Genomic DNA, 26,883 nt, shown 5'->3' with positions numbered 1-26,883 from the left:
GGAGAAGCTCGGCCACACGGTGGTCCTCGACCCGGCCGCCTGAACCTAACTGCAGAGGCACTGGAGGACGGCCTTCGGCCGCCCCGCGCTGACGCGCGCCTGCAACTCACCTATTCACGGGTCTGTGATCGGTTGCGATCTTGATCGCTGTCCTTGCGGATGAGAATGCTTCGGTCGTCCGGCGACGCCGAGACACAGTGGTGCGGGTAAGCCCGTAGATGTGTATGACGAGGGGTCCTCGGGTGCCCCTTGATTGCTGCCGCGAGCGCGTGGGTCTGTTTCCCGGCAGAGGGCCCTCCGGACGACGCCCATCGGTCGTCAACCGCAGGAGGGATCTCCATGGAGGTGTTGTTCGAGCGGGTCGCCGGGCTGGACATCGGCAAGGCGAGCGTGACGGTCTGCGTGCGCCCTCCCGGTCCGCGGGGCCGGCGCAGTGAGACGCGGACGTTTCCGACAACCACCCGCGCGCTGGCGGTCATGCGGAACTGGCTGCTGGCCAACGAGGTGAGCATCGCGGCAATGGAGTCGACGTCGACCTACTGGAAGGCGCCGTTCTACTGCCTGGAGGAGGTACTGGAGGTCTGGCTGCTCAACGCCGCGCACATCAAGGCCGTGCCGGGGCGCAAGACCGACGTCCGCGACGCGGAGTGGATCGCCCAGTTGCTGGAGTGCGGGCTGGTGCGGCCGTCGTTCGTGCCGCCTCCGGACATTCGCCGGTTGCGCATGCTGACCCGCTACCGGGTGCAGCTGATGGGGGACCGCACCCGGGAGGTGGCCCGGCTGGAGGGCATGCTCAAGGACGCCTCGATCAAGCTGTCGTCGGTCGCGGCCAGCCTGACCAGCGTCTCGGCGCGGGCGATGCTGGCCGCGCTGATCGCCGGTGAGCGCGATCCGGCCGTGCTGGCCCAGCTGGCCCGCGGCAAGATGCGGATCAAGATTCCGCAGCTGGTCGAGGCGCTGACCGGGCACTTCAATGAGCAGCATGCCCAGCTGGCGCGGACCATGCTGCACCGCCTGGAGCTGGCCGAGGACGCGCTGGCCGAGCTGGACGCGGTGATCGCCGAGGCCTGCCCGCCCTGGGCGCACCAGCTCGAGCTGCTGCAGACCATTCCCGGAGTCGGGCCCAAGGTGGCCCAGGTGATCCTGGCCGAGACCGGCGGGGACATGTCCCGCTTCCCCTCCGCCGAGTACCTGGCCCCCTGGGCCGGTCTCGCGCCGGGAGTGCACGAATCGGCCGGCAAACGCACCCCGACCAGCGCGCCGCACGGCAACAAGTGGCTCACCTCGATGCTGGTCGAGGCCGCCGGCTCGGTGGGGCCGATGAAGGGCGCCAACTACCTCTCGGCCCAGTTCGCCCGGTTGACCACCCGCCGCGGCATGAGCCGGGCGGCGGTCGCGGTCGCCCACTCCATGCTCTTCTCGGCCTACTTCATGCTCACCCGCGACGAGCCCTACTCCGACCTGGGGCCGGACTGGCTGGCCAAGCGCAACGACGAGGCGCACGCCCGCCGGCTGGTCGCTCAGCTCGAACGCCTCGGCCACACCGTGGTCCTCGATCGGGCCGCCTGACCCCACTGCAGAAGAACTGGAGGGACGGGCTGCGCCCGCCCCGCGCTGCCGCGCGCCTGCAGCTCACCCATTCACGGGTCTGTGTCGCTCTTAGTTTTGCATGTCCTGCAGTCCTCCACGACCACTGCTGATCGCGTGGTGAGACGGACGAGCGCGTCCACGGTGGAGGCTTCATCGCCCACGTCTGCGCTTTCAGGGTGACGGTGCCCGGGCCGACAGCGTCTCCTCGACCGAGCCGACCGTCCGCACCGGAATTGCGCCTCGCCGGTCGGCCGGCATGGGGTGACGCGTCACCGGGCCTTGACGGCCAGCACAGGCACCTCGGCCTCCAGCAGCACCCGTTGCGCCATCGAGCCGAGCAGCAGCTTGCCAACAGCGCTGCGGTGACGCATGCCCACCACGACGAGCGAGACGTCCTCGACCACAACGGAGTCGAGCAGCGCGTCGACCTTGTCCATGCGTGGATCGAGCTTGATCTCGCGGGTCATCAGGTTGCCGACCGTCGCGGTCACATCGGGGACGGGGTCGGTACCGAGGTTCGCCCACAGCAGCTCCGTCTCGCGCAGCCGCGCCTCGATCACACCGGCGGCCAGGGCCGCGCGGCCCTCCGCCGACGAACTCGCCGCCACCAGGACGCTCATCGCGTATTTCCTCTCCCTCGACCGTCGCCGAAGACACGCTAAAGCCCGAATGCTGGTCCGTCTAGTGGTACATCTTGACCGCCTGGTGGTCCGCATGGTTCCGTGGTTCGCGTCACTTCACCGAAAGGAGGCCGCGTGTCCCGTCCGTGGAAGATCGTGCTGGCCGTGCTGTGCGTCCCCCTGGTGGTCGCCGCAGCCGTCCAGGCCAACCGCAGCGGCGACATCTCCGGAGCACGGGCCGGCTTGACCCTGCTGGTCCCGGCCGCGCCCGGGGGCGGGTGGGACACCGTCGCCCGTGAGATGCAGAACGCCATGCGGCAGAACGGGATAGTCACCAACCCGCGCGTGGTCAACGTGCCCGGCGCGGGCGGCACCATCGGCCTGGGCCAGCTGATCGACCAGGAGGGCGCCGGCGACGTCCTGATGGTCATGGGCACCGTGATGGTGGGCGGCATCGAGGTCAACGACTCGCAGTACTCGCTCGACCAGACCACGCCGGTGGCCCACCTGGCCGACGACTACCTGGCGCTCGTGGTGCCGGCCGACTCCCCGTACCAGGACATCGACGCCTTCGTGCAGACCTTCGGGACCGATCCGGGCTCGATCGCGATCGGCGGCGGCTCACTCGGCGGCACCGACCACCTCACCGCGGGCCTGCTGGCCCAGCAGGTCGGCGCAGATCCCGGCGCCATCAACTACATCCCGTTCGCCGGCGGCGGCGAGGCGATCAACGCCCTCCTGTCCGGCAGCGTCGACGCCGGGGTGAGCGGCTACAACGAGTTCGCCGACCAGATCGAGACCGGCAACCTGCGGCTGCTCGCGCTCTCGGCTCCCGAGCCGCAGGAGGGCATCGACGCCCCGACCTTCATCGAGGCCGGCTACGACGTGTACCTGCCGAACTTTCGCGGCGTCGTCGCGCCGACCGGCCTGGACGACGCCGAGGTCCAGGAGCTGACCGACATCGTCGAGGAGACGGTTGCCACCCCGGAGTGGGAGGACGCGCTCCGCCGGAACAAGTGGACGGAGAACCTGCAGACCGGCGACGCGTACGGCGATTTCCTCGCCACGGAGACCGACCGGATCCGCACGATCGTGGAGGAGCTCGGACTGTGACCACGCGACCCCAGGCCCCCGCGGAGGACGTCACCGAGGTGACCGTGCCCGCCGCGGCCGAGACCCATCGCGCCTCGATCCCCCTGGCAGTGGTGGTGCTCGGCGTCGCCGGCTACCTCACCCACGGCCTGCTCACGATGGAGGTGAGCACCAGCGCCGCGCCACCCGGGCCGAAGCTGTTCCCCACCATCGTCGCGGTCCTCGCCTACCTGGTGGGCCTGGCACTGCTCGTCGAGGGGCTGCGGTCCCGACGCCGACGCGGTCCGGGTGGCGCGGTGTCGCCACCGACCGACGGCACGCCGGGCGGGGACGGCGACGCGCGCATCAGCTGGCGGGGAGTGGCCGTCGTCTCGGCCTCTCTCGTGCTGTTCATGGTGGTGCTGACCACCCTGGGCTGGCTGATCAGCGCCGCGCTGCTGTTCGCCGGCGTGGCATGGGGGCTCGGTTCGGACCGGCACCTGGTCAACCTGGGCGCAGGGTTGGCGCTGTCGTCGGTCATTCAGCTGGCGTTCTCCGGCGGGCTCGGCCTCCCGCTGCCCGCCGGAATCCTGGCAGGCCTGTGATGGACTCACTCTCCTTGCTGCTCGACGGGTTCGCCACCGCGCTGAGCCCGATCAACCTGTTGTGGGTCACCCTCGGTGCCCTGCTCGGTACCGCCGTCGGGGTGCTGCCCGGCCTGGGTTCGGCAATGGCGGTGGCGTTGCTGCTGCCGATCACCTTCAGCCTCGACCCCATCGGTGCATTCATCATGTTCGCCGGCGTGTACTACGGCGGGCTGTTCGGCGACTCGATCTCCGGCATCCTGCTGAACACCCCGGGCAACTCCTCTGCGATCGCCGCGACGTTCGAGGGCCACAAGATGGCGCTGTCGGGACGGGCGCCGCAGGCCCTGGCCACCTCGGCGATCGGCGCGTTCGTCGGCGGGCTGATCGCCACCACCGTGGTGGCGTTCGGCGCCCCGGTCATGGCCGAGCTGGCGACCTACTTCGGTTCGGCGGAGTACTTCGCGCTGGCGGTGTTCGCCTTCGTCGCGACATCGGCGGTGGTGGCCGACTCGGTGCTGAAGGGGTTGGCCAGCCTCGTGATCGGTCTCGCCGTCGCCATGGTCGGCATCGAGACCCAGTCCGGGGCATCGCGGTTCACCCTCGGCCTGCCGCAGCTGTTCGACGGGATCAGCATCGTGGTGATCACCGTCGGCCTGCTCGCGCTCGCCGAGGTGCTGCGGATCGCCTCGGCCGGCACCCGAATCCACCGCGAGGAACTGCTGCGCCCGAATCGGCGGCCGTTCCTCTCCCGCCAGGAGTTCCGCAAGGCGCTGCCCGCCTGGCTCCGCGGCACCGGGTTCGGGCTGCCGTTCGGAGTGATCCCGGTCGGCGGCTCGGAGATCCCCACCTTCCTCGCCTACGGCAACGAGCGCCGCATCGACCGCAAGCACCCCCAGCCGGAGTTCGGGCGCGGCGCGATCCGCGGCGTCGCGGCACCGGAAGCAGCGGGCAACGCCACATCGGGTACCGCGATGGGCGCCCTGCTCACCCTCGGCCTGCCCACCTCCGCCACCGCGGCGATCATGATCGCCGCGTTCCAGCAGTACGGCCTGCAGCCGGGGCCGCTGCTGTTCGAGCGCAACGGCGACCTGGTGTGGGCGCTGATCGCGTCCCTGTTCATCGGCCTGGTGGTGCTGCTCATCCTGAACATGCCGTTCGCGGCGGTCTGGGCGCGGATCCTGCTGATCCCGCGGCCGTTCCTGTACGCGGGCATCACGCTGTTCTGCGCACTCGGCGTCTACGCCAGCGCCGGATCGGTGGTCGACCTGGCGCTGCTGCTCGCCTTCGGCCTGCTCGGCCTGCTGATGCGCCGCTACGACGTGCCGGTGGCCCCGGTCCTGATCGCGGTCATCCTCGGACCCCTGGCCGAGACCGAGCTGAGCCGGGCGCTCGCCGCCAGCGAAGGCGATCTCTCCACCCTGGTCGCCAGCCCGATCACCATCACGCTCTACCTGGTCCTCCTGGTGGTCGCGGTCGCGGTGCTGGCGACGCGGGTCCGCGCGAGTCGCAGCGTGGACGTGTGAGCCGCCCCGCGGAACGGGTCACAGCAGGCCGGCGGAGCTGTCGCGGGCCGGAGCCCCGGCCCGCGGCGATCGACCAGAAGGGATGACAGATGCAGTACTCAGCCGGAGACGGCAGCGAGGGAGTCCGGAGCGTCACTCGCGCGCTCGACCTGCTCGCCCTGTTCGACGACTCGCACCGCTCGCGGAGCATGCGCGAGCTGATCGACGGCACCGGGCTGGCCAAGTCCACCGTGGTCCGGCTGGTCGCCACCCTCGAGCAGCGCGGACTGCTCTGGACCCGCGGCGACGGCCGCCTCACCCCCGGCGCCGGACTGCTGCGCTGGGCACGGCTGGCGTTGGATGCCTGGCAACTGCCCCCCGAGGCCGCCGAGTGCCTGCGGGACCTGTCGGAAGCGGTGGGAGGGGAGTCCTCCCGCATCTACATCCGCCAAGGCACCTCGCGGGTGTGCGTGGCCCAGCACGAGGGCACCCAGCAACTGCGTCACGTCGTCCGGATCGGCGAGGAGATGCCCCTGTGGGCCGGTGCCTCCTCGCACGTCCTGCTCGCCGGGTGCTCCGCCCAGGACGTGAAACGCACGGCAGCGGCCGCCGGACGGGGGCCCGAGTTCGAGTCCGTCCTGGCCGAGCGGGCCCGCCGGGCCGCGGAGCAGGGCTGGGCCGTCAGTCACGGCGAACGCGAGGACGGAGTGTCGGCCGTCGCGGCCCCCATCACCGACGCGGACGGCCGCATCGTCGCTGCCGTGGCCCTCGGCGGCCCCACCACCCGCTTCACCCAGGAGCGCATCGAGGCGTGCCTGCCCGTCCTGACCAAGGCCGGCCAGCGGCTGTCCGACCTGCAGTTCATCGGAGGCAACACGTGACCCACCCACCCGCCGACCACCCGGGCCACCTGTTGAGCGGCGTTCGCGTCCTCGACCTCACCAACGTGCTGGCCGGCCCGTTCGCGGCCTACCAGCTGGCGCTGCTGGGCGCAGATGTGATCAAGGTCGAGATCCCGGGCGCCGGAGACCTCGCCCGCCAGTTGGGTGCGGACCACGCACTGAACGAGGAGCGTCTGGGCGCATCGTTCCTGGCGCAGAACAGCGGCAAGAGGTCGATGACGGTCAATCTCAAGTCCGAGCGGGGGCGCGAGGTGCTGCTGCGGGCGGTGCAGCGGGCCGACGTCCTGGTGGAGAACTTCCGGCCCGGCGTGATGGACCGGCTCGGTGTTGGTTGGGACGTGCTGAGCGCGGCCAACCCGCGACTCGTGTACTGCGCGATCTCCGGTTTCGGCCAGGACGGCCCGCTGCGCGACCGCCCGGCGTACGACCAGATCGTGCAGGGCCTCTCCGGGATGATGAGCGTGACCGGCACGCGCGAGACCGGCCCGCTGCGCGCCGGCTACCCGGTCGCCGACACCCTCGGCGGCATGGCCGCCGCCTTCTCCATCGCCTCGGCGCTGGTCCACCGCGACCGCACCGGGGAAGGGGTCCGGCTGGACGTCTCCATGCTGGAGGCCGCCTTGACCGCCATGGGGTGGGTCGTGTCCAACTACCTCATCGCCGGGCAGGAGCCGGTCGCCATGGGCAACGACAACTTCACCGCCGCCCCGTCCGGGACCTTCGCCACCGCCGACGGGATGCTGAACATCTCCGCGAACGAGCAGCGCCAATTCTCCGCGCTGTGCCGGATCCTGGGTCGACCCGAGCTGGCCGACGACGCACGGTTCGCAGAACGCGCGGCGCGCAAGACCCACCGCCACGAGCTGACCGGAGAACTGGAGAAGGCGCTGGCCGAACGGACCGCGCGGGAGTGGGAGCCGCTGCTGGCCGCCGCCGGCGTTCCCGCCGCACGCGTGCTGACCGTGCCAGAGGCGCTCACCCACGAACAGATCGTCAGCCGCGAGTTCGTCCATGCTGTCCCGTTCCCCGGGCAGAGAGACCACCCGCTGCGGGTCCTCGGCAGCCCCATCCGCGTACAGGGCTCCACACCCGGGCCGCAGACCCCGCCTCCGCTGCTCGGAGAGCACACCGACGCCCTGCTCGCCGAGCTCGGTTACAGCGCTGACGACATCGCGGCGCTTCGTGAGGAGGGAACGGTATGACGCGCCCGGCCTTCGACAGCCCCGAGGAGTACGAGGAGAGGGTCACCGGCTGGTGGCGTACCGGGATCAGTCGCATCCGCCCCGGAGAGATCCTGCTGCGCGGCTACCCCGTCGAGCAGCTGATCGGCGAGGTCTCCTTCGCGGAGATGATCTGGCTCCTACTCCGCGGCGACCTGCCATCACCGGCACAGGGCCGGCTGTTGGAGGCCGCCCTCGTCGCAGCGGTCGACCACGGACCCCAGGCGCCGTCGATCGCCGCTGCCCGGATGGCGGCCACCTGCGGACTGGGCCTGAACAACGCGATCGCCACCGGCGCCAACCTCCTCGGCGACGTCCACGGCGGCGCCGGTCAACAGTGCATGGAGATCCTGGCCGACCTGGACCATGCCGTGTCCCGGGGGACGGACCTCGACGCCGCCGCCCAGCAGCTCGTCGCGGACTACCGAGCCGCCAAGCGGCACATCCCTGGCTTCGGTCACCGCTTCCACCCACGGGACCCCCGTCGCGACCCCCTGCTTGACCGGACGAGCCAGGCCGTGGCAGCCGGCGAGGCGCCGGGCTGGGCGCTGCGCGCCGGCACCGCCCTGGAGCGCGCACTGTCCGAGGGCCGCAGCCGCCCCGTTCCCATGAACATCGACGGCGCCACCGCCATCATCTACAGCGAGCTCGGCTTCGCCCCCGAGCTCGGGCGCGGCCTGTTCGTCCTCTCCCGCAGCGTGGGCATCCTCGCCCACGCCTGGGAGGAAAAGGGCTCCGGCACCCGGATCAAGGGCCCCCTGCCTCGCCCCCTGCTGCCCGCCTACGACGGGCCGGATCCACGCGACCTCCCGCCGCGGGGCGGGGTATGACCCGACCTGCCCATCTGCGCCGAACTCCAAGGGCGCACCGGCAGACGATGGAGCAGCTCGAGTCCTAGCTGCCAGCGGCCAACGTCCGGTTGCCGGCGAAGGTCCTCGACTGCATCGACGAGCTCGTCGTCCGGAGCGCCACCGTCAACCTTGACGACAACCGCTACGGCGCCTCGAGCTGACCCTCGCGGCACGTCGCCGCTAAGCACCCAGGTCGCCGAGGTGGAATCGCTGACCGTCGGCGACCCCGAGGCGCGCCGGGGACCGACGTCGGGCCGATGGCCCGCGCGGAGTTCCTGGGCGGCGTGCACCGGCAGGTCGAGGCCTCGGTCGCGCAGGGTGCCGGGTGCTGACCGGAGGACGACGGCCCGACGGTCGGGGCACCGTTGGCACGCCCACCGTCCTGGCCGACGTCGCGCCGGGTCAGGTCGCCTACCCGGCGGTGGAGTGCAGCATCGGGCCGGCGGCGGTGAAGGCGGCGTCGCCCCCGGCGGCGGGTGGGTGCGCCCGACTGCTGGAGCGGCATGTGCTCCTCCAGCGGCGATTCTCGCCTGCGGTTTCGAACGGCAATGATCGTGAGGCCTTCGAGTGGAGGCTGCAGCGACTGGATGCGACCGGCCGGAATGAATGAGCGCAGGAGGCGTGTCTCTCATCCGCTAGGAGGTCAGGACGCATCCTTCGCGGCCGTTGGCTTGATCTCGTCCCGCGTGCCAGGAGGCCATGACGGCGGTGCTGACGGCGCACGAGCGGCTTGGCATCACCGCGGCATTGGACTGCCGTACCGAGCCGTCGCAGCGGGCCACGGAGCGGTTGGGTCCATCGACCGTCGGCTGGCTCAACGTCGAGGACCCGTTCGCCTTCGACCACGAGCCATCGCTCGCATGGAAAGGCCGGCGGTTCACGTCCGCGACCGAGGAAAGCGCTGGTATCGCCGGGCTCGGCGCGACCGTCGGCCTTCCGCACGGACTCGACCGGCAGCGGGCCGAGGATCGGGTCCTCGACCGCGCCGGGTGTTGACGTAGCTCGTCGAACATGTCGGGCCACAGGCAGTCAGGCAGCCGGCATAGTTGTTCGGGGTCGCGGTCCGCGCGGAGTGGCGGCGGGCCAACCCCTGTGCGCAGCAGACAGCGGTCAGAGACCGGGAATGGGGACCCGGGTCCGCCGTGCGCTCGCCCGCCAGGAGCTCCGCCACCGGGCGGCCGGCTCCCTACCGTCCCGAGAACGTGTGACAGTCGTCCACGGGATGCCCGGCGCAAGAGTTGCGGACCGTGGACAATAATCGCAGATCGTCAGTCAACCTGCAGGAGTGAGGGGATGCACGTGCCGGATGCGGCCGTGACCTTGAGTGGCGGGACGATTGTCTCGTCCACTCGGCGTGAGGAGGTCTCGACGCGGATCCGACGCGCGCTCCTCACCGGGGAGCTGCGACCGGGCCAGCGCATCAAGGAGGTCCACCTCGCCGAGGCGCTCGGCGTCAGCCGCCCCACCCTGCGGGAGTCGCTCCAGCAGTTGGTCCACGAGGGAGCCCTCGTCCAAGTGCCCTACAAGGGCATTCACGTCGCGCAGCCCACGGCCGATGAGCTGCGCGACGTCGCGGAGGTGCGGACGCCGTTGGAGACGATGGCGGCCCTGCGTCTCTCGCGAGACCCGGACGGGTCCGCCATGGAGGGCGTCCGCACGGCGTTGCGAGAGCATCTCGCTGCGATCGAGACCGGGGACGACCTGCAGGCCCACGTCACCCACATCGCGCTGCACAAGGCCATATGGGACCAGGCCGCCAGCCCGACGCTGCGCAAGATCTGGCCCTTGGTCGGGTCGCAGGTGCACATCGCGCTGACCGTGGACCAGGCGGTGCGTCACGACCCGGAACGCGACGCGGCGCTGCACCGTCGGCTGATCCGCGTCATCGAGGAAGGCGACGAGGCGACGATCGTCGCCGAGGTGGAGGACCACATTCGGCACAGCGTCGACGAGGTGCTGCGCCGGCTGTCCTGATTGCCCCCGCCGACCCACCGGCGGAGCGGACGGGGAGACCAGGCCACCGCGTGGGTCACCGCGCCGACGTCCACGGCGGCGCCCGTGGCTTCCGCGCCGTTCGCGAGTCGCCCCCCTCGCCCGGGAGCGCCCGGACGCCTCGAGTCGGCGAGCACACGGACCCACCGCGGCCGGCATGGAGAGGTCCGCACCTGCGCCAGCGTAGGGCGCGCAGCGCTCGCGCCCGATCGACTGGTTGTACGGCTGACGGAGCAAGGCGGTACAGAGTGTCCGGTGACCGTGAGCCGAGTCATCCGCAGACTCGAGTCATGCCGACGGTCACCGGACCGACCGCGAGGGGCGGGGCCGGGGCGCACCCCGCACCACCCCTTCACCGACCGCGCCGAGTTTCTCGCCGCGCGGTGAGACGTCGAGCGGGTATCCGGACCACGGCCGAGGAAAGAGGGAACGCATGAAGATCCTGCTGGTCGGAGCGACGGGGCGGCTGGGGACGGCGGTGGGCGAGGCGCTCACCGGGCGGGGGCACGAGGTCGTCACCGTCGGGCGCACCGCCGGGGACATCCGGGCAGACGTGGCCGATCCGGAGCAGGCGGCCCGCGTCTTCCGGCAGGTCGGCGACCTCGATGCAGTGGCAAGTGCGGCGGGCGACGTCCCGTACAAGCGCATCGTCGACATGACGCCCGAGGACTACCTGCGTGCCTACCGCGGCAAGGTCGCCAGCCAGATCGAGCTGGTCCGGCAGGGCACCCGCCACGTCGCCGAGCGCGGCTCGTTCACCCTCATCGCCGGCGTCCTGAACCGGGACCCGATCGTCACCGGCAGCGCGGCCGCGATGGTGAACGGTGCGGTGGAGTCCTTCGTGCGTGCCGCTGCGATCGAGATCGCCCCCCAGCGCATCAACGCCGTCAGCCCCACCGTCTTCACCGAGAGCATGGCGACGTACGGCGACCTCTTTCCGGGCGTGACGCCGGTCGACGTTGACGTGGCGGCTGCGGCCTACGTCCGGTCCATCGAGGGAGCCGAGACCGGCCAGGTCTTCCTCGTGCAGTGACCCTCCAGCGGCCCTCGGCTGGGGTCGTGGGCACGTCAGCCCTGCAGGTCCGGGACGAACTTGGCCAGGTTGGCCATCCGGCGCTGGATCGCGACGATCTCACGGACGGCCTCGTCGAGCACGCTGACCTCGATCGACGACATGTCGCGCGGTCTCATCGTGTCCGACGGCGTCGCGCCCGACTTCAGCTGCTCGAGCTGGTGACGCAGTCGCATGCGCTGGACGATCTCGAACACGTCACCCAGGGTCTCGGCATCCTCGGCGGTCAGCACGGGCGATCCGGCGGCCGCCTGGAGCCGCTCCTGCGTCCCGAGCGCAGTCGCCCCGACGCTCAGCGCTGCCCAGCGCGCGATGTTCGTGATCGGCAGCAGGGCCTGCCCCTTGAGGTCGATCTGCTTGCGGCGCCACCGACCGCGGGGTGTCGTGGACCGGCCCACCGAGATGGCCAGCAGCACCTTCATCGTCGACGGGTGCAGGCGGAGGTCGCCGAAGACGCGAGCGACCTCGGGCAGGGTGAGGTCGCCGTGGATCGGCCGGCCATCGACGAGCAGGCAGGTCTTGATGACCGCGTCGTCCTCCCTGGGCCTGGCCAGCCAGCCGCGGGCTGCGATCTCCCACTGGCGGTGCGTCCGGGCGAACTCCGGGTTCACCGGGCTGACCCCGTGCCGGTCGTGCCTCAGCCCGGCCCGCTCAAGGACGTGGGCGATCTCGACGAACGCGGGACGGTAGCGCGCGATCTCGTCATCACCCATCCCGTCGGCGAACGAGACCGCGGCGTCCATGTCCGAGCTGAGCACCGCCTCGCGCCGCCCGTTGCTCCCCAGCGACAGCCACGTGAACGCCTCCCGGTCGAGCTCGGGGTGTCCCTCCAGAACAAGCTGGACGGCGCGGCGCACGAGGGTGTCCACGAGGGCCGAGTGGACGGTGATGACGCGGCCCGAGGCCAGGCCGCGGGCCATCAGGTCGCTGACGAGCTGCGGGACCCCGCGGTAGCGGTGCTGCAACTCCTCCACCGTGCTCGCGCGCCGGAGCTGCTCGTGGAGCGCCGCTCCGGCGGTCGTCGATGACACCACGAAGTCCATCGGCGCGACGGCGCCGTACAGCTCACCGGCGCGGTCGGTAACGAGGACGACGTCCGCTGCCCGCTCCAGGACCTTGATGAGCGCCTCGGTCGCCGAGGCGCCGAGCTGGACCGCCGGTGGCTCGGGGTTCATGATCTCGGCGACCGGGGTGGTCGTGGGCAGGGCTGCCGCGACGACGTCCCGGATCGACGCGTCGGTGACCAGCCCGAACCGTCCGGGGGCGATCCGGATGGCGGCGTACCCGAGGTCGGCCTGGGCCATCCGCAGGGCGACGTCGGCGATCGAGGCCCCGTGGTCGACGACCAGCGGTGCCCTCGCCACGAGGTCGTCGACGAGCGTGTAGCTGGGGATCCCGACTGCGCGCTGGTTCGTCGACCAGACCTCTTGCGCGAGGAAGCGAGCACCGCGGCGGGACGCGAAGGCCGGTGCGACGAGGTCGGCCGGCAGTCGGACGACAACCACCCTCCCCACGGCGACGGCGCGCGGCCGGAGCGCGGCTCCGGTGAGGGCGGCGACGTAGCCGAACAGGCCGCCGGCGCCCTCCGTCTTGTCCGGCAGTTCGGTCAACCGGTCGGTGTTGATCCAGATGTCGACCCGGCCCTGCCACACGACGAAGAGCTCGGCGATGCGGGCGTCGAACGCGTCGAGGATGACGTCGCCGGCCTCGTACTGCTCGACGACGGCGTGCACGACGATCCGGGCCAGATCCCCGGGCTCCAGCGCGTCGAACGGAGCGCAGGAGCCCAGGAAGTCGGTCAACGTCGCGACGTCGAGGTCCATCGTGTGGGCGGCGGGCACGACTGTCGATGGTAGGTCGTCGCCCGCGTGCCCCGACGTCGTGCGCCGGACGTGCGAACGGTCCGGGCGCCTCCCACGGAGGGCCCGGACCGCTCGCACCACGGTGGGGTCAGCCCATCGCCCGGGCGCGGTCCCGCTCCGCCTGGGCGGCGAGGATCTCACCGAGCTCCTCGGTCGGACCGCCCGCGCGCACCGACCAGAGGAAGGAGCCGACGGAGACCAGCACCATGAGGACCAGGTCGACCGGGTTGGGGAGCACCGGGGAGTCCATCGGCCCGAACTGGCCCAGGTAGGCGAGGAGGAGCAGCGCCAGGATCGTGGTGACCAGCCAGGCTCCGCCGCGGATGTGTCGCCGGCCGACTTCCGTGCTCACCGCGTAGAGGCCCGCCATGAACAGGGCGACGACGAGCACGATCGCCGTGAAGTACACCGGGAACCCCCAGCCACCCTCGCGCTGCTCCTGGTCCAGCGTGGCCAGCCAGCCACCGCCGACCGCGGTGACGACCCAGGCGGCTGTGAACGCCGCGGACAGCAGCCAGCTCGGGCCCGGCCGGCTCCACCCCTCGCTCACACTGGTGTAGGCCCCGTAGAGCGGGAGCGCGAAGAAGACGAGGGTGAAGAGGTTGATCAGGGGCACCCATCCCGCAAAGTAGATGAGCATCAGGCTCGCGACGTACCCCGCCAGGGCCCAGAAGACGGCCCCCTTGAGCTTGACCGGACGAGGGAAGTCCGGTGCCGTACGCCGCAGTACCGCCAGGACCGGGCCGCCCATGACGTAGCTGAGGGTCAGCGCGATCGACACCATCCCGACGAAGAGGTACCAGCTCGGAGCGGGGAAGAAGAACAGCAGGCCGAGCCCGGTGCACGCGGCCAGGGCCAGGATTGGGGTCCCGTGCCGGTTGATCCGCTGGAAGACCGTCGGCAACTCCTTGTTGACCGACATGGAGTACACCGTGCGGGTGCCGATGCCCAACCACACCCAACCGGTGGCCGCGGGGGAGAGCGCGGCGTCGGAGAGCAGCACGATCGAGAACCACGTGAAGCCGGCCGCGACGACGGCGTTCAGCAGCGGAGCGGACGCCCAGCCGCTACCGATCAGGCCTGTCCAGTCACCGGGCTCCACCCCGGCCGAGGCCCAGTCGATCGCCCCGAGGAAACTGATCTGCAGCAGGATGTAGATGACCAGCGGGATGATGAGGCCGCCGACCACGATCGCGATCGGGATGTTGCGCTGCGGGTTCACGACCTCGCCGCCGAAGTCGAGGATCTGCCGGAGCCCCGAGTAGGCGAAGACGATGCCCCCGCTTGCGAGGGCACCGAAGGCCGCGCCGGTGCCCAGTGGTGCGAATCCGCCGCCGATGGTGAAGTTCGCCGAGGAGAACGCGGTGAACATGAGCCCCGCGGTGACGAGGGGGATGACGATCTTCCAGATGGTGACGTACTTGTTCGACTCGCTGAGCAGCTTCGCCCCGAAGGAGTTGAGCAGGAAGAAGACGAAGAGCAGGACGAAGCCGACGAGGATGCCGGTGGGCCAGGAGAGGACGGTGATGCCTGCTCGCTCCTCGAGGAGGCCGAGCCCCGGCCAGTTGCCGCCGATGTAGGTCAGGACGGCCTGGACCTCGATCACGGGCAGTGCCAGTGCCGCCATGAGGTAGCCCCAGCCGTTGAACCAGCTGAGGAACGCGCCGTGCGTCAGCCGGGGGTAGCGGACGCCGGCGCCCGAGCGCGGGAGCATGGCGCCGAGCTCCATCCAGGTGACCCCGATGATGCCGAAGAACACGGCGCCCAGGACCCAGGTGAGGATGGAGGCGGGGCCGGCGATGCTGGCGGCGGCCAGCGTGGCGAGGAGCCAGCCGGAGCCCACCTGGACGCTGACGGCGAGGGCGATCAGGCCGAAGAGGCTGATCTGTTGCTTGAGATGGACGTCGCTCGCCTCGTACGCGCCCTCCACCGGGAGGGCATCTGGCGTTGCGGACATGCTGGATCTCTCCTTGGTCGGGTGCGGTGGTGTCGCTGTGCGGTCCCCGCGGATCTCGGTGCGTGGTCCGCTGCTCCGCGGGCTGGACGCGACCGGTCCGGCCGCCTCTAGGAGGGGGTGGTCGAGCCGACGGCGTCGGTCCGCGGGCAGCACTGGGGCTCGACCGGCGGAGCGCGGCCGAGGGACTGGGTGGGTCGTCCGCCGGGGCGGCGGCACTGGCGCGGATCGCCCGTCCACGTCGACGCGTCCGGCGTCGACGTGGACGGGTCCGCGTTAGTGGCGGGTGGGGGCGCCTGCCCGGCGGGCCCTCCTGCGGGAGGACCGCAGGAAGCGCTCGGGCCCGTAGGGCGTGAGCGGGCTCGGGCGGCCCGCCTCGACGTCCCGGGCGAGGTCGCGCACGGTCTTGGCCGTGCTGGGCGCCAGCGTGAGGCCGAGCATGCCGTGGCCGGAGGCCACCAGGACGTTGCCGTCCGGGCGCAGCCGCCCGACGATCGGCAGGCCGTCGGCCGTCATCGGCCGCAGGCCCGCCCACGGCTCGGCGTGCGGAGTCTCTTCGTCCCAGTCCCGGAACCCGCGGGCGGCCGCCCGCTTCACCGCTGCGACCCGGCGCGCGTTGACGCCGAGGTCCAGCCCGGCGAACTCCATCGTGCCGGCCAGCCGCAGCCGCCCGTTCAGGGGCGTGACCGCGACGTGCGCGTCCTCGAAGGTCAGCGGCGTGGTCAGCGGGACCGGGGAGGGGGTGTAGTCGACGCTGTACCCCTTGCCCGGGCCGATGGGCAGAGCCGGACCCAGCTTCGCCGCGAGCACGCCGGTCCACACGCCGGTGGCGAGGACGACCTGGTCGCACTCGACCCGGCCGGCGTCGGTGATCACGGCGGTGGCGCGGTCGCCGGTCTGCTCGAAGTCGAGTACGCGGGTGTGCTCGCGCAGCTGGGCGCCGAGCTCGCGCAGCCGCTTGGCCAGCGCTCCGGTCAGCGAGTCCGGCTCGACCTGCCGGTCGTCGGGGAAGAACAGGGCGTGGCGCGCCCGGTCCGACAGGCACGGCTCGCGGTCGTGCAGCGCGTCCGCGTCGAGCAGTTCGGGCTCCATGCCGAACGGCGCGAACGCGTCGTTGAGTGCCACCCGGTGCTCGAAGCTCTCCCGGTTCTCGAAGATCAGCAGCACACCCTTGCGGTGCATCTCGAACGACAGCCCGTCGTCGGCCCACTCGTCGAGGACCTCGGTACAGGTCGAGGCCATGTCGAGGTGCACTTTGAGTGAGCGGCGGAAGTCGCCCTCGTTGCAGTGGCGGGCCATCGTGAGCATGAACCGCACGAAGGTGGGGGACAGCGACGGCCGCACGAAGAGCGGACTGTCGGCCTTGAGCATCCACTTCAGGCCCTGCAGCACCATCCCGGGCGCCGGGACGGGCGTCGCCTCGGCCATCGTGATCTTGGCCGCGTTGCCGTGCGACGCCCCGGCGCCCAGCGCACCGGCGTCCAGGACGGTCACGTCGTGCCCGTCGCGCACGAGTTCGTACGCGCTGCCTAGTCCGACGATGCCGCCGCCGACCACCACGATCTTCACTGCTCTGCTCCCATCCGGCGTCGGACCATGTCCTCAGTACCTCGTCAGGTCGTCTCGCAGGGGCGTCAGTCGACGACCTCGACGCCGGCGTCGCGCAGCAGCCGGGCGAACTCGGCTCGGGCCTCGCCGTCCAAGAGCGCGAAGGGCTTGCGCACCGGGCCGGTCGCGTATCCGCGCAGCTGCATGCCGGTCTTGACCGCGGCGGCGTAGTTGTACTGCTCGAGCAGGCGGCAGATCGGGTAGATCTTCGCCCACAGCTCACGGGCCCGGACCAGGTCGCCATCGACCGCGAGGGCGTCCCACAGCTGCCGGGACAGCTCGGGGATCACGTTGGTCGCGCCCCACACCGAGCCCTTGGCGCCGGCGGCCAGGCCGTAGAAGGTCAGGGTGTCCCAGCCGTTGAACGCCGTGATCCGGTCCGCGTGCAGTTGCAGCAGCTCGGTCAGCCCGACGGCGTCACCGGAGGTGTCCTTGAGGTAGCGCACGCCCTCGACCTCGGCCAGCGAGGCGATCTCTGCCGGGTTAAGGCTGAGGCCGCTGGCCGACGGGATGTTGTAGAACATGATCGGCAGCCGCGAGGCGGCGTGGATCTCGCGCAGCAGCTCCTTGAAGGTGGACAGCTCCACCGCGTCGTAGAACGGCGGCACCACCATCAGCGCCGCGGCGCCGGCCTGGGCCGCGTGCGCCGCCAGGTCCACCGCGTCACGGGTGGAGAGGGCGCCGGTGCCGGCTACCACGGGCACCCGCCCGCCGGCGGACTTGACGACCAGCTCGGTCAGCTGCTTGCGCTCGTCGACGCTCAGGGCGGTGAACTCCCCGGTGCTGCCGCCCGGGACGAGGCCGTGCGCGCCCTCCTGGATCAGCCGGTCGACGTGGGCGTCCAGGGCGGCGGCGTCGATCTCGCTGCCGTCGGCGGTGAAGGGGGTGGGAAGTGCGACGAGGATGCCGGTGAGGTCGGTGGTGGTCACGATGTGCCTCTCGGTTGCCGGGTGGGTGCCGGGGCCCGGGGCGAGGTCCCAGACCCGGTACGGACGATGCAGATTGTTTGACAATCTGCATCTGACCCGAAAGAGTGAGGGGCATCACGCGGTTCGTCAAGCCCCATCCGCATCGGGGCTCGGACAGGAAGGCCCGACATGGCGACGCCGACCTCCACCGGCACGACGACCATCACGTCGATCGACGTGCACGCGGAGGGTGAGCCCGGGCGGATCCTGCTCGGCGCCCACCTGCTCGTGCGCGGCACGACCTGGCTCGAGCGGATGCGCTGGTGCGCCACGGAGCTGGACTGGCTGCGCCGGCTGCTGCTGCGCGAGCCGCGCGGGCACCCCGCGATGTGCGCCGTCCTCGTGCTGCCGCCGCTGGACCCCGGTGCCGACGTGGGGATCATCGTCCTCGAGCAGGGCGGCTTCCGTCCCATGTCGGGCAGCAACACGATGTGCGCCGTCACCGCCCTGCTGGAGACCGGCAGCCTGCCGGCGACCGAGCCGGAGACGGTGATCCGCATCGACACCGCCGTCGGCCCGGTGGAGGCCACCGCCCGGGTGGAGGACGGCCGGGTGCGCTGGGTCCGGGTCCGGAACGTGCCGTCGTTCGCCGTGGCCCTGGACCACCCGGTCCACGTCCCGGAGTACGGCACCATCGCCGCCGACATCGCCTTCGGCGGTCAGTTCTACGTGCAGGCCCGGGCCGCCGACATGGGGGTCGCCCTCGGCCCCGAGCACGCCCCCGCGATCGCCCGCGCCGGCACGGCGCTGCTCGCGGCAGCCCGGGAGCAGGTGCCGGTCGCGCACCCCGAGAAGCCGGACGTCGCCGAGATCGCCCTCGTCATGCTGCACGGCCCCGGCGACGCGGCCGGCGTCTCGGGGCGCAACAGCGTCGTCCTACCGGCCGGCCGGATCACCCTCGACGACCCGGCGTCGTGGCGGGGAACCCTGGACCGCTCACCCTGCGGAACGGGCACCTGCGCCCGCATGGCCGCTCTCCACGCCCGCGGTGAGCTCGAGCTCGGTGTCCCGTTCGTGCACCAGGGCGTCCTGGGGACGACGTTCCGTGGCCTGCTCCACGAGCGCACCACCGTGGGCGGCCAGGACGCCGTGGTGCCCTCCATCCAGGGCCGGGCGTGGATCACCGGCTACGCGCAGCACGTCCTGCGCCCCGACGACCCGTTCCCCACGGGTCTGACCGTGGGCGACATCTGGAGCACCGTCCGCGACTGACAGTGCGGACGTCGTCGTCCCGAGCGACACCCGACCCCATCCCACCCCGAGGAGCGCCATGTCCCACCCCATCGACGACACGGGCCTGCAGTTCGTCAACGGCCGACGCCGCCGTGGCAGCTCGTCCGACCCGCTGACGGTCACCAACCCCTCGAACGGTGACGTCGTCGCCACCGACACCCTCGCCTCGGTCGACGACGTCGACGAGGCCGTCGCCGCTGCCAAGGCCGCGTTCCCGGGCTGGGCGGGGGCGACGCCCGCCGAGCGCTCGACCGCGATGCACCGGCTGGCCGCCGAGCTCGACGCCGTCGCCGGTGAGCTCGCCACGGCGGAGAGCCGCCAGGCCGGCAAGCCGATCCGGCTCACCCAGGGCTTCGACGTCCCCGGCACCGTCGACAACGTGTCCTTCTTCGCCGGTGCCGCGCGCAACCTCGAGGGCAAGGCCAGCGCCGAGTACTCCGGCGAGCACACGTCGTCCATCCGCCGCGAGCCGATCGGGGTCGTCGGCTCGATCGCCCCTTGGAACTACCCCCTGCAGATGGCGGCCTGGAAGATCCTGCCCGCCATCGCCGCCGGCAACACGATCGTGCTCAAGCCCGCCGAGCTCACTCCCACGACGTCGGTCGCCTTCGCCGAGGCCGCGCAGCGCGCCGGCATCCCCGACGGCGTGGTCAACGTCCTCACCGGGCGCGGCAGGGTCGTCGGGGAAGCGCTGGTGACCCACCGCGACGTGAGCATGATCAGCTTCACCGGCTCCACCGGAGCGGGCAGCCGGGTCGGCTCGCTGGCCGCGGGCCTGGTCAAGAGGGTTCACCTGGAGCTCGGCGGCAAGGCCCCGTTCGTCGTGTTCGACGACGCGGACCTGGAGGCCGCCGCCCGGGGCGCGGTCGCCGGCTCGCTGATCAACGCCGGGCAGGACTGCACCGCGGCGACCCGCGCCTACGTGCAGCGCCCGCTCTACGACGCCTTCGTCAGCCGCGTCGCCGAGCTCATGTCCCAGGTGGTCGTCGGGCCCGTCGACGACCCCGCCACCGACCTCGGGTCGCTCATCTCCCTCAACCACCGCGACAACGTCGCCGGCATGGTGGATCGGGCCCGCGAGGCCGGCGCGAAGGTCGTCACCGGCGGGCGCCCCGGCACCGGCGCCCTGGAGGCGGGGGCCTACTACGAGCCGACCCTGGTGGTCGACGCGGCACAGGACTCGGAGATCGTCCAAGACGAGGTCTTCGGCCCGGTCCTCGTCGCGCTGCCCTTCGACGGTGACGACGAGGGACTGGCCCTCGCCAACGACACGCCCTACGGGCTCGCCGCCTCGGCGTGGACCAGCGACGTCTTCCGGGCGCAGCGCGCCTCCGCCGGGATCGCCGCCGGGTGCGTGTGGATCAACGACCACATCCCGATCATCAGCGAGATGCCGCACGGTGGGTACAAGGCGTCCGGCTTCGGCAAGGACATGTCGACCTACTCGTTCGACGAATACACCCAGGTCAAGCACGTCATGTCGGCGCTGTCCCGGCAGCCGCGCAAGGACTGGCACGACGTCATCTTCACCAGTCCGGCCGAGGGCGAGAGCCACCACCACTCCCGTGTCATGACCGCCTGATCCGACCGCGTCCCGGGCGCACCTGCATGGGCGGGTGCGCCCGTGGCGGGCCCGGCACGGGCGTCACCGGCCGGCCGGTCCGGACACCGGATCATGCGCCGGCCGGCCTGGTCTCCCCGCCGAACACCTCGTCGGCGAGGACGGCGACGTGGAGGGACACGAGGATGTCCGGATCGTCGAGGTCGACGCCGAGCAGTTGCTCCACCTTGGCCAGCCGGTCGTAGAAGGCCGACCGGGACACGTGCAGCCCGGCCGCCGCGTCGGACTTGCTGCCCGGGTGCCGGACCAGCGCACGAACCGTGTCCAGCAGCCCGGTCTGCGCGCGGGCGTCGTGCTCCCTGAGCGGATCGAGCTCCCGGGCGGTGAACAGCCGCAGCCGCTCGTCGTCGGCCAGCATGGTCAGCAGGCCGCGCAGGTGCACGTCCTCCAGACGGTGCACGGCGCGGGCCCGGGTGCCCGGCCGCACCGCGTCCACCACGTGCAGCGATTCGCGCAGGGTCCGCCCGATGTCGCCCACCCGGTCCACGGCACGGCCCGCGCCGACCACGACGCTGACCCGCCGGTGCACGCGACCGGCCAGGTCCCCCATCGCCTGGGTGCTGTCGGCGGACGGCGCGAAGGAGAGCAGTGCCCGCACGGCGCCGTCGATCTCGCAGACGAGGGCGGGTACCCGCATCTCGTGCACCGCGTGCACGAGCGCAGCCACCGCGGCGTCCAGCTGTGCGGGGCGCCGGCCGGGCTCGCCCGCTCCGACGGGGGGACGCAGGGCCAGGCCGACCAGCTGCCGCCGGATCAGCGGGATCCCCGCGAGTTCGCAGCGCTGCAGCACCTCGGGCTCGCCGGGGTCGGCGAGTAGTCGCACGAGCAGCTCGTGGTGGGTGCGCCGGACCAGGCTGTCGCGCTGGCGGTCGTGCAGCCGGTGGAGCGCCAGGGCGGCCGCCGCTCGCTCCGCCATCGCGACCAGGCGCTGCGGGGGCTCGTCCGGTGACTCGATGACGAGCCGGCCCCAGCCGCGGTCCGGCTTGCCGACCCGGGTCACCAGCCAGCCGTTGGCCTCGTCCCAGGTGGTGCGCCCGTCGAGGACGACGACGCGGGAGCGGGCCTGCCAGTCGGCCAGGGATGCGGCGGTGTCGCCGGGGCCTGACCGGTAGTCGACGACCCGGTGCTGCGCGTCCTCGAGGACGACCGTGGCGCCGGCCAGGCGCTGCACCGACTCCAGGATCTCCGCCGGGCCGGCCTCGGCGATGCTCAGCTCGGTGAAGACGTCGTGGACGCGCTGCGCCTCGCGCAGCTCCTCGAGCTGGTAGTCGACGATCCGCTCGCCGACCGCCTGGGCCACGGCCGCGAACCGGACCTCGCGGCTGAGCGCGACCAGCGGCAACGACAGTCGCTCGCACGCGGTCACCAGCGCAGCGGGGACCTCCGTCCACCGCCGTCCCAGCTCGATGACCAGGCCGGCGGCCTCGCTCTGGTCGAGGCTGCCGGCGAACGCAGCCAGGTCCTCGGGGCTGTCCGGCAGCGCGATCCCCGTGCTGAGCACCAGGTCGCCGCCGCGCAGCAGGGGCGCGATGTCGACCAGCTCGGTGGTGTGCACCCAGCGCACCTGGTTCCCCAGACCCGCTGCGCCGGCGAGCACGAGCGGGCCGGCGTTGCGGAGGGCCGGTACGGCCAGTGCATCCCGGACGGTCATGCTGGCCACGGACGGGCTCCTCGGGTGGTACCGGGGAGCCGCTCCGCTCCACGGCACGGCGGCGGTGGACTCCGAGCTTAGGGAACGCCGACCGCCGGCACCTCCGGCGTCACCCCTGGTGGGTGCCCTCAGGAGACGCGCACCAGGGTGCGTCCGCGGGCGCCGCCGTCGAGGATCCGCGCGAGGACGGTCGGGACCTCGGCCAGTTCCACCTCGTCCGTGCCCAGGGCGTCGAGTGACGACGGGCGCAGATCGTCGGCCAGTCGCGCCCAGACCGCGCGGCGGCGCTCGAGGGGGCACTGCACCGAGTCGATGCCGAGCAGGCTCACGCCGCGCAGGATGAAGGGGAAGACCGTGGTCGGGACGGCGACCCCGCCGGTGTTGCCCGACGCCGCCACGGCAGCTCCGTAGCGCAGGGAGGCCAGGACGGCGGCGAGTGTCTCCCCACCGACGCAGTCGACGGCGCCGGCCCACGTCTCCCGCTGCAGGGGACGCAGGGGATCGAGTGCGGAACGGTCGACGACGTCGGATGCCCCCAGCGAACGGAGCCAGTCCGCGGCCTCGGCCTTGCCCGTGACCGCGGTGACCTCGTACCCGCGGCTGGCGAGGACGGACACCGCCACGCTGCCGACACCGCCGGTGGCCCCTGTGACCAGGACCGGCCCCGCACCCGGGGTCAGGCCGTGCTCCTCGAGGGCGGCGACGCTCAGCGCTGCGGTGAAGCCGGCCGTCCCCAGGGTCATCGCTTGGCGCTCGCTCAGCCCGCCGGGGAGCGGGACCACCCAGCCGGCGGGCACTCGCGCGTACTCGGCGTAGCCGCCGTGGTGGGCGACGCCGAGGTCGTACCCGTGGACCAGGACGGACTGGCCCGTCGAGAGGGCGGAGCTGCCGGGGTCGACGACCGTGCCGGCCAGGTCGATGCCTGGCACGAGCGGGTCGATGCGCGCCACCTTGCCGTCCTTGCGGGAGGCGAGGCCGTCCTTGAAGTTGACGCTCGACCAGGACACGGCGATGACCACGTCGCCGTCGCCCAGGTCGGGTACGGGCAGCGAGCGGAGTTCCAAGCGGGACTCCGGTCCCGAGGCGTCGGCGACCAGGGCACGGACTGAGGAGGGGAGCGTGGACATGCCTCGATCCTGTGCCGGGGGAGGCCCAGCCGGAGAAGGCAGAGTGTCCGGTCAAGACATTGGATCCCGACGAATTGTGCGCCTTCGCCGGGCCCTCGGGGAACCCATGCTCATGCCGTGTCCATCGATGTGCGGTACAGGCCCCGCTCCCTGGCAGTGGTCGGCGCGTCGCCGTCGCGCTTCGTCGGCCGCGTCGCTCTGGAGAACAGCCGGGCGCTGGGCTACGCCGGCCGGCTGGTCGCCGTCACGCCCAAGCACCGTGAGGTGACCGGTGTGGCCGCGGTGCCGACCCTGGCCGACCTCGACGAGCCGGTCGACCTCGCGCTCGTGCAGGTCCGTGCTGATCGTGTGCTCGGGGTGGTCGAGGAGGGCCTGGCCGCCGGTGTGCGCAGCTTCGTCGTCCCCGGCGCCGGCCACACCGACTCCGGACCCCTCGCGCACGACCTGGTGCGCCGGCTGCAGCGCCTCCGGGACGACCACGACCTCGCCGTGGTCGGCCCCAACTGCATGGGCGTGCTGGACCTGGTGACCGGTGCCGCTCCGTACATCGGCAGCGTCGGCCCCCAGTTGCGGCGGGGGAGCGTGGGCCTGGTCGCCCAGAGCGGCGCCATCGTGGAGGCGTTTGTCAACGCCGGGCCGCGGGTGCCGCTGTCGACCGCGATCTCCTCGGGCAGCGAGGCCGTGCTCTCCCTCGCCGACCACCTCCGCTTCTTCGCCGCCGACCCCGAGACGACCGCGGTGCTGGCCTTCGTGGAGGCGATCGGCGACGCGGAGGAGACACTGGCCGCCTGCCGGGAGCTGGCCGAGGCGGGCAAGACCCTCGCCGCCTGCGTCGTGGGCCGGTCGGCCACGGCCCAGGAGGGCGTCCAGGCCCACTCGGGCCGGCTGGCCGGCGGTGCGCGAACGGCCGCGGCCGCACTCGCCCAGGCCGGCGCCGTGATCGCCGCCGACCTCGACGAGCTGCTCACCCTGGGCGAGGTCCTGGGCACCCGGCGGCGCATCGCGGGACGGCGGGCGCACCTGGTGACCAACTCGGGGGGCGAGGGGAACCTGCTCGCCGACGTGGCCGCCGACGTTGGGCTGGAGCTGCCCCGGCTGAGCGAGTCCGCCCGCCGTTCCCTCACCGAGCGCTGGCCGTTGTTCTCCCCGCGCAACCCGCTCGACCCCTGGGGCACCGACGAGTACGAGGTCATCTACCCGGAGGCCCTGCGGGCCGCCGCCGCTGAGGGCGGGGACCTCCTCGTCGTGGGGATCGACCAGCAGCAGACTGCCGGCGCCCACGAGAAGGACCTCGGTCTTTTCCTGGCCAAGGCGCTGCACGAGGCCGTCGCGGACACGACCACCGTGCCGGTCGTCCTCAGCCCCGCCAGCCAGGACCCGCCAGAGGAGCTCGCCGTCTTCTGCGCCCAGGCGCGGATCCCGCTGCTGCGCGGTGCCCGCCCGGCCCTGGGCGCCCTGAGTGCGCTCGGCCGGCGGGCGGAGGCCGGGCTCCGCGTCCCCGACCTCGCCGTCCGACCGGCCGCCCCGGCCGCCGGCGTGCCGCTGCCGTCCACCGAGGACGAGGTGCTGGCCGCACTCGCCGACCTCGGGCTTACGGTGCCGCGCGCGCGACGGGTCACGACCGCAGCGGCTGCCGCCGACGCGTTCTCGGAGCTGGGCGGTTCCGTCGTCCTCAAGGGCGTGGCGGAGGGGCTGCTGCACAAGACCGAGGCCGGGCTGGTCGCGGTCGGCTTGCCGACTGCCGACGCCGTCCGGTCCGAGGCGCACCGCATGCTCACGTGGGCGGCGGAGCACGAGGTGCCCCTCGAGCTGCTCGTCGCGGAGATGGTCCGGGGCGATCTCGAGGTCCTCGTCGGCTTCCACCGCGACCCCGTCTTCGGCCCCACCTGCCTGGTGGGCCTCGGCGGCGTGTGGACGGAGTACCTCGACGTCGTCGACGTCCACGTCGGGGAGCTGGACGAGCCGACGGCGAGGGCCTTCCTGGACCGCAGTCGGGTCGGCTCCATGATCACCGGCGCGCGTGGAGGCGCGCTCGACCAGGACGGCGTGGTCCGCGCCCTGGTCGCGGTCAGCCGACTGGGCGCCTCCTCCCCCGACATCACCGCCATCGACGTCAACCCCGTGATCGTCAGCAGGACCCGGGCAGTCGCCGTCGACGCGGCGCTGACCGCCGCCCGCTGATCGGCAACACCGGCGAAACCCACCACTGGAGGAGCGAGACATGACCGAGCAGACCCAGCCCATCGTCAGCACGCTGCGCGTGCGCATCGGCCAGGAGGAGGCGCACTACGGGGGCAATCTCGTCGAGGGCGCACGCGTCCTCAAGTTCTTCGGCGACATCGTCACCGAGGTCGCCATCATCACCGACGGCGACGAGGGCCTGTTCGTCGGCTACGACAAGGTCGAGTTCCTGGCGCCGGTCTACACCGGGGACTTCCTCGAGATCACCGGGACCGTCACCCGGATGGGCACCACGAGTCGCACCGTGCAGCTGGAGGCCCGCAAGGTCATCGCCTCCCGGTACGACGACAGCCCGTCCGGCGCCGACGTGCTGGACCAGCCCGTCGTCGTCGTCCGGGCGACCGGGACCACCGTCGTCCCGAAGGCACACAGCCGCGGGCCGCGCGGCGCAGGCCGACCGGCCTCCTGACCCGGGCGACGCCGACGAGCCGACCGGAACAGCCGAACCGATCGGACCGGCGCGCGAGGTCGGATCCCGGTCGCGAGCTGTGGACGGAGGGCCGCCGGCTCGACGCACCATCGGTCGAGCAGGAGCCCCGCTCGGCCGACTGACCCCTCACCCCCACGCAGGAGGAACCAATGTTCGAGCAGAGCGTCCTGAGCCCGTCCACCGGCACGACGTCCCCGCCGACCCGGCTGATGCTCATCGGCGGGCAGTGGGTGGAGGCCGTCGAGGGTGAGTGGCGGGACATCACCAGCCCGGCCCGCCGCGGCCAGGTCATCGCCCGCGTGCCCCGCGGGAACGCTCCGGACGTCGACCGCGCCGTCACCGCCGCCCGGGACGCCTTCCCTGCCTGGCGCGACCAGCACTTCAAGGAGCGCCAGCGGGTGCTGCTGCGGATCGCCGACGCGCTGGAGGACCGCGCCGAGGAGCTCGCCCGGGTCACCGCCGAGGACACCGGCAACGCGCTGCGCACCCAGGCCCGGCCCGAGGCGGCGTTGCTGGTCGATCTGTTCCGCTACTTCGGCGGCGTCGCAGGCGAGGTCAAGGGCACGACCCTGCCGGCCGGGGCGACGCAGCTGCAGTACACCCGGCAGGAGCCGCTCGGGGTGGTCGGCGCGATCCTGCCGTGGAACTCGCCGCTGATGATCGCCGGCTTCAAGGTCCCGGCCGCCCTGGCCGCGGGCAACACCATCGTGCTCAAGGCCGCCGAGGACGCGCCGCTGTCGATCCTGCTGATGGCCGAGATCTGCGAGGAGTTCCTGCCGCC

The 26,883-nt window shown here is 72.2% G+C and carries 22 protein-coding genes; 15 read left to right on the top strand and 7 right to left on the bottom strand.

Features of this window, described 5'->3' with window-relative positions; all coding sequences use genetic code 11:
- Positions 1-339 precede the first annotated feature (339 nt).
- The gene (locus ACI79G_RS23315; protein ID WP_456883416.1) at positions 340-1,569 is read left to right on the top strand and encodes an IS110 family RNA-guided transposase; all 1,230 of its coding nucleotides are present in this window, start codon (positions 340-342) and stop codon (positions 1,567-1,569) included.
- 290 nt (positions 1,570-1,859) lie between these two features.
- Here ACI79G_RS23315 and ACI79G_RS23310 read toward each other — a convergent pair whose 3' ends face one another.
- The gene (locus tag ACI79G_RS23310) at positions 1,860-2,210 is read right to left on the bottom strand and encodes a universal stress protein (protein ID WP_456883415.1); all 351 of its coding nucleotides are present in this window, start codon (positions 2,208-2,210) and stop codon (positions 1,860-1,862) included.
- Positions 2,211-2,345: 135 nt separating this feature from the next.
- Between ACI79G_RS23310 and ACI79G_RS23305 the strand changes: the two genes are divergently transcribed.
- The 9 genes from ACI79G_RS23305 to ACI79G_RS23265 all read left to right on the top strand — a co-directional run bounded on the left by ACI79G_RS23305 (position 2,346) and on the right by ACI79G_RS23265 (position 11,368).
- Complete coding sequence (locus ACI79G_RS23305; RefSeq protein ID WP_456883414.1) at positions 2,346-3,323, top strand: Bug family tripartite tricarboxylate transporter substrate binding protein; 978 nt, start codon at positions 2,346-2,348, stop codon at positions 3,321-3,323.
- A complete protein-coding gene (locus ACI79G_RS23300) occupies positions 3,320-3,886 on the top strand; it encodes a tripartite tricarboxylate transporter TctB family protein (protein WP_456883413.1) in 567 nt (188 codons plus the stop codon). Before ACI79G_RS23305 ends, ACI79G_RS23300 begins: the two co-directional genes overlap by 4 nt.
- Complete coding sequence (locus ACI79G_RS23295) at positions 3,886-5,391, top strand: tripartite tricarboxylate transporter permease (RefSeq protein ID WP_456883412.1); 1,506 nt, start codon at positions 3,886-3,888, stop codon at positions 5,389-5,391. Before ACI79G_RS23300 ends, ACI79G_RS23295 begins: the two co-directional genes overlap by 1 nt.
- Before the next feature lie 89 nt (positions 5,392-5,480).
- Positions 5,481-6,251 (top strand): IclR family transcriptional regulator, encoded by a 771-nt coding sequence (locus ACI79G_RS23290; RefSeq protein ID WP_456883411.1) that lies wholly within the window; start codon positions 5,481-5,483, stop codon positions 6,249-6,251.
- A complete protein-coding gene (locus ACI79G_RS23285) occupies positions 6,248-7,474 on the top strand; it encodes a CaiB/BaiF CoA transferase family protein (RefSeq protein WP_456883410.1) in 1,227 nt (408 codons plus the stop codon). The genes ACI79G_RS23290 and ACI79G_RS23285 overlap by 4 nt, the downstream gene beginning before the upstream one ends.
- Complete coding sequence (locus ACI79G_RS23280; RefSeq protein WP_456883409.1) at positions 7,471-8,322, top strand: citryl-CoA lyase; 852 nt, start codon at positions 7,471-7,473, stop codon at positions 8,320-8,322. The genes ACI79G_RS23285 and ACI79G_RS23280 overlap by 4 nt, the downstream gene beginning before the upstream one ends.
- A 720-nt stretch (positions 8,323-9,042) precedes the next feature.
- Positions 9,043-9,339: a hypothetical protein gene (locus ACI79G_RS23275; RefSeq protein ID WP_456883408.1), complete on the top strand. Its 297-nt coding sequence runs from the start codon at positions 9,043-9,045 to the stop codon at positions 9,337-9,339.
- 297 nt (positions 9,340-9,636) lie between these two features.
- Positions 9,637-10,317, top strand: coding sequence for a GntR family transcriptional regulator (locus tag ACI79G_RS23270; RefSeq protein ID WP_456883407.1), 681 nt, complete (start codon positions 9,637-9,639; stop codon positions 10,315-10,317).
- 451 nt (positions 10,318-10,768) lie between these two features.
- Positions 10,769-11,368: a short chain dehydrogenase gene (locus tag ACI79G_RS23265; protein ID WP_456883406.1), complete on the top strand. Its 600-nt coding sequence runs from the start codon at positions 10,769-10,771 to the stop codon at positions 11,366-11,368.
- Positions 11,369-11,403: 35 nt separating this feature from the next.
- Here ACI79G_RS23265 and ACI79G_RS23260 read toward each other — a convergent pair whose 3' ends face one another.
- From ACI79G_RS23260 to ACI79G_RS23245, 4 genes are all read right to left on the bottom strand, one after another.
- Entirely contained in the window at positions 11,404-13,248 is a 1,845-nt protein-coding gene (locus ACI79G_RS23260; RefSeq protein ID WP_456883405.1) for a putative nucleotidyltransferase substrate binding domain-containing protein, read from the bottom strand.
- A gap of 109 nt (positions 13,249-13,357) precedes the next feature.
- Entirely contained in the window at positions 13,358-15,226 is a 1,869-nt protein-coding gene (locus ACI79G_RS23255) for an APC family permease (protein WP_456883404.1), read from the bottom strand.
- Between the two features lie 273 nt (positions 15,227-15,499).
- Positions 15,500-16,792, bottom strand: a complete 1,293-nt coding sequence (locus ACI79G_RS23250) for an NAD(P)/FAD-dependent oxidoreductase (RefSeq protein ID WP_456883403.1) — start codon at positions 16,790-16,792, stop codon at positions 15,500-15,502.
- A gap of 65 nt (positions 16,793-16,857) precedes the next feature.
- Positions 16,858-17,760, bottom strand: a complete 903-nt coding sequence (locus ACI79G_RS23245) for a dihydrodipicolinate synthase family protein (RefSeq protein ID WP_456883402.1) — start codon at positions 17,758-17,760, stop codon at positions 16,858-16,860.
- A gap of 168 nt (positions 17,761-17,928) precedes the next feature.
- On the opposite strand from ACI79G_RS23245, the gene ACI79G_RS23240 reads away from it, so the two are divergent.
- The gene (locus tag ACI79G_RS23240) at positions 17,929-19,011 is read left to right on the top strand and encodes a proline racemase family protein (protein WP_456883401.1); all 1,083 of its coding nucleotides are present in this window, start codon (positions 17,929-17,931) and stop codon (positions 19,009-19,011) included.
- 58 nt (positions 19,012-19,069) lie between these two features.
- Positions 19,070-20,614: a gamma-aminobutyraldehyde dehydrogenase gene (locus ACI79G_RS23235; protein ID WP_456883400.1), complete on the top strand. Its 1,545-nt coding sequence runs from the start codon at positions 19,070-19,072 to the stop codon at positions 20,612-20,614.
- Between the two features lie 91 nt (positions 20,615-20,705).
- Here ACI79G_RS23235 and ACI79G_RS23230 read toward each other — a convergent pair whose 3' ends face one another.
- Entirely contained in the window at positions 20,706-22,304 is a 1,599-nt protein-coding gene (locus ACI79G_RS23230; RefSeq protein ID WP_456883417.1) for a PucR family transcriptional regulator, read from the bottom strand.
- 128 nt (positions 22,305-22,432) lie between these two features.
- Entirely contained in the window at positions 22,433-23,431 is a 999-nt protein-coding gene (locus tag ACI79G_RS23225) for an acrylyl-CoA reductase family protein (protein WP_456883399.1), read from the bottom strand.
- A 117-nt stretch (positions 23,432-23,548) separates the two neighbouring features.
- On the opposite strand from ACI79G_RS23225, the gene ACI79G_RS23220 reads away from it, so the two are divergent.
- From ACI79G_RS23220 to ACI79G_RS23210, 3 genes are all read left to right on the top strand, one after another.
- Positions 23,549-25,612 (top strand): acetate--CoA ligase family protein, encoded by a 2,064-nt coding sequence (locus tag ACI79G_RS23220; protein WP_456883398.1) that lies wholly within the window; start codon positions 23,549-23,551, stop codon positions 25,610-25,612.
- A gap of 40 nt (positions 25,613-25,652) precedes the next feature.
- Positions 25,653-26,081, top strand: coding sequence for a 3-aminobutyryl-CoA ammonia lyase (kal, locus tag ACI79G_RS23215; RefSeq protein WP_456883397.1), 429 nt, complete (start codon positions 25,653-25,655; stop codon positions 26,079-26,081).
- A gap of 170 nt (positions 26,082-26,251) precedes the next feature.
- A partial coding sequence (locus ACI79G_RS23210; protein ID WP_456883396.1) for an aldehyde dehydrogenase family protein occupies positions 26,252-26,883 on the top strand: 632 nt, incomplete at its 3' end.

Source organism: Geodermatophilus sp. SYSU D00779, assembly GCF_054050595.1.
Note: the sequence above shows the minus strand (reverse complement) of the source record. Positions and strands in the feature narration are given on the sequence as shown.

Excerpts from the sequence above, each read along its gene's own strand:
- ACI79G_RS23315 (WP_456883416.1), top strand. The coding sequence starts at position 340 with ATGGAGGTGTTGTTCGAGCGGGTCGCCGGGCTGGACATCGGCAAGGCG.
- ACI79G_RS23310 (WP_456883415.1), bottom strand. The coding sequence starts at position 2,210 with ATGAGCGTCCTGGTGGCGGCGAGTTCGTCGGCGGAGGGCCGCGCGGCC.
- ACI79G_RS23295 (WP_456883412.1), top strand. The coding sequence starts at position 3,886 with ATGGACTCACTCTCCTTGCTGCTCGACGGGTTCGCCACCGCGCTGAGC.
- ACI79G_RS23290 (WP_456883411.1), top strand. The coding sequence starts at position 5,481 with ATGCAGTACTCAGCCGGAGACGGCAGCGAGGGAGTCCGGAGCGTCACT.
- ACI79G_RS23280 (WP_456883409.1), top strand. The coding sequence starts at position 7,471 with ATGACGCGCCCGGCCTTCGACAGCCCCGAGGAGTACGAGGAGAGGGTC.
- ACI79G_RS23275 (WP_456883408.1), top strand. The coding sequence starts at position 9,043 with ATGACGGCGGTGCTGACGGCGCACGAGCGGCTTGGCATCACCGCGGCA.
- ACI79G_RS23270 (WP_456883407.1), top strand. The coding sequence starts at position 9,637 with ATGCACGTGCCGGATGCGGCCGTGACCTTGAGTGGCGGGACGATTGTC.
- ACI79G_RS23265 (WP_456883406.1), top strand. The coding sequence starts at position 10,769 with ATGAAGATCCTGCTGGTCGGAGCGACGGGGCGGCTGGGGACGGCGGTG.
- ACI79G_RS23255 (WP_456883404.1), bottom strand. The coding sequence starts at position 15,226 with ATGTCCGCAACGCCAGATGCCCTCCCGGTGGAGGGCGCGTACGAGGCG.
- ACI79G_RS23240 (WP_456883401.1), top strand. The coding sequence starts at position 17,929 with ATGGCGACGCCGACCTCCACCGGCACGACGACCATCACGTCGATCGAC.
- ACI79G_RS23235 (WP_456883400.1), top strand. The coding sequence starts at position 19,070 with ATGTCCCACCCCATCGACGACACGGGCCTGCAGTTCGTCAACGGCCGA.
- ACI79G_RS23230 (WP_456883417.1), bottom strand. The coding sequence starts at position 22,304 with ATGACCGTCCGGGATGCACTGGCCGTACCGGCCCTCCGCAACGCCGGC.
- ACI79G_RS23225 (WP_456883399.1), bottom strand. The coding sequence starts at position 23,431 with ATGTCCACGCTCCCCTCCTCAGTCCGTGCCCTGGTCGCCGACGCCTCG.
- kal (WP_456883397.1), top strand. The coding sequence starts at position 25,653 with ATGACCGAGCAGACCCAGCCCATCGTCAGCACGCTGCGCGTGCGCATC.